At 59.4% G+C, this 774-nt stretch carries 3 protein-coding genes; all 3 read right to left on the bottom strand.

Features of this window, described 5'->3' with window-relative positions:
* On the bottom strand, nt 1-216 hold a 216-nt coding region (locus tag ACNFCJ_RS24065), incomplete at its 3' end, for a hypothetical protein (protein WP_416773892.1).
* Nucleotides 209-424: a hypothetical protein gene (locus ACNFCJ_RS24060; RefSeq protein WP_416773894.1), complete on the bottom strand. Its 216-nt coding sequence runs from the start codon at nt 422-424 to the stop codon at nt 209-211. The genes ACNFCJ_RS24065 and ACNFCJ_RS24060, both read right to left, overlap by 8 nt.
* Nucleotides 424-666, bottom strand: coding sequence for a hypothetical protein (locus ACNFCJ_RS24055; protein ID WP_416773893.1), 243 nt, complete (start codon nt 664-666; stop codon nt 424-426). The genes ACNFCJ_RS24060 and ACNFCJ_RS24055 overlap by 1 nt, the downstream gene beginning before the upstream one ends.
* Nucleotides 667-774 lie beyond the last annotated feature (108 nt).

Below are 774 nucleotides of genomic sequence, written 5' to 3'. Positions count from 1 at the left end.
CACTGGCCACCGTCCTGTTTGCATGAAGAAAATAAGGCGGTGAGCAAGGTATCCGTGGTAGTTGACCTTGATCCGCAGATACCCTTCGACGTGAATTCCGCCAGCAGGAGAACCGGCTGGGATTGATTGGCATGGGCTGACCTTCCATGTGATCCGCCCTGTTTCTGGGTCGTAATCGAGCAACTCCTTTGCTTTGGCCTGTGTCAGCTCACTCATCTTGACCTCCTGCGCGCTCATTGTGGTCTAGCCAAGCCCAGCGTCGGACTTCCCACTTGTTCCAATGGATGGCTGACTCTTCCTCGTCGCTCACGCGCTCCCACATGAAGTGGCCGCTATCGAGGCCGATCAGCAGATAACCGGGCGGCATCTTCTGGATGCCGAGTCGATCCGTGTAGTCGAAGCTGGTCACGTTGTCGGCTGGCATCACACTTCTCCTTCTTCGGCGGCAGCGGCGGGGCGATACGGGCGAGAACGATCATCCGCGCTGCCTTTCTCGACCCATTCCCAGCACGGCTTGCCGCTGCTCACGATGTAGGCGCCTGCATGCGGTTGACCTGGCGGCACTCGGCGCTGCTGACGGATCATGGTCACGCCCTTGACTATCTTCTCGTCGCCGGCTTTCGGCTTCTTGCGGCTTGGGCCGCTGGTGATGTGGATTGTCGGCATCACACCTCTCCTTCTTCGCTCTGGCTGGGTTGCTGGGCTTTTACGGCGCGTTCATCCAGCCAATCCGCCACTTCGTTGCACGCGGCTGCCAGCTCACGCAGTTCCTTG

Source organism: Pseudomonas sp. NY15364 (genome assembly GCF_048068235.1).
GTDB classification, from domain to species: Bacteria; Pseudomonadota; Gammaproteobacteria; order Pseudomonadales; family Pseudomonadaceae; genus Aquipseudomonas; species Aquipseudomonas mendocina_D.
Note: the sequence above shows the minus strand (reverse complement) of the source record. Positions and strands in the feature narration are given on the sequence as shown.

What these genes read in the sequence shown, in the direction of transcription:
- ACNFCJ_RS24060 (WP_416773894.1), bottom strand. Translation starts at nt 424, where the DNA reads ATGCCAGCCGACAACGTGACCAGCTTCGACTACACGGATCGACTCGGC.
- ACNFCJ_RS24055 (WP_416773893.1), bottom strand. Translation starts at nt 666, where the DNA reads ATGCCGACAATCCACATCACCAGCGGCCCAAGCCGCAAGAAGCCGAAA.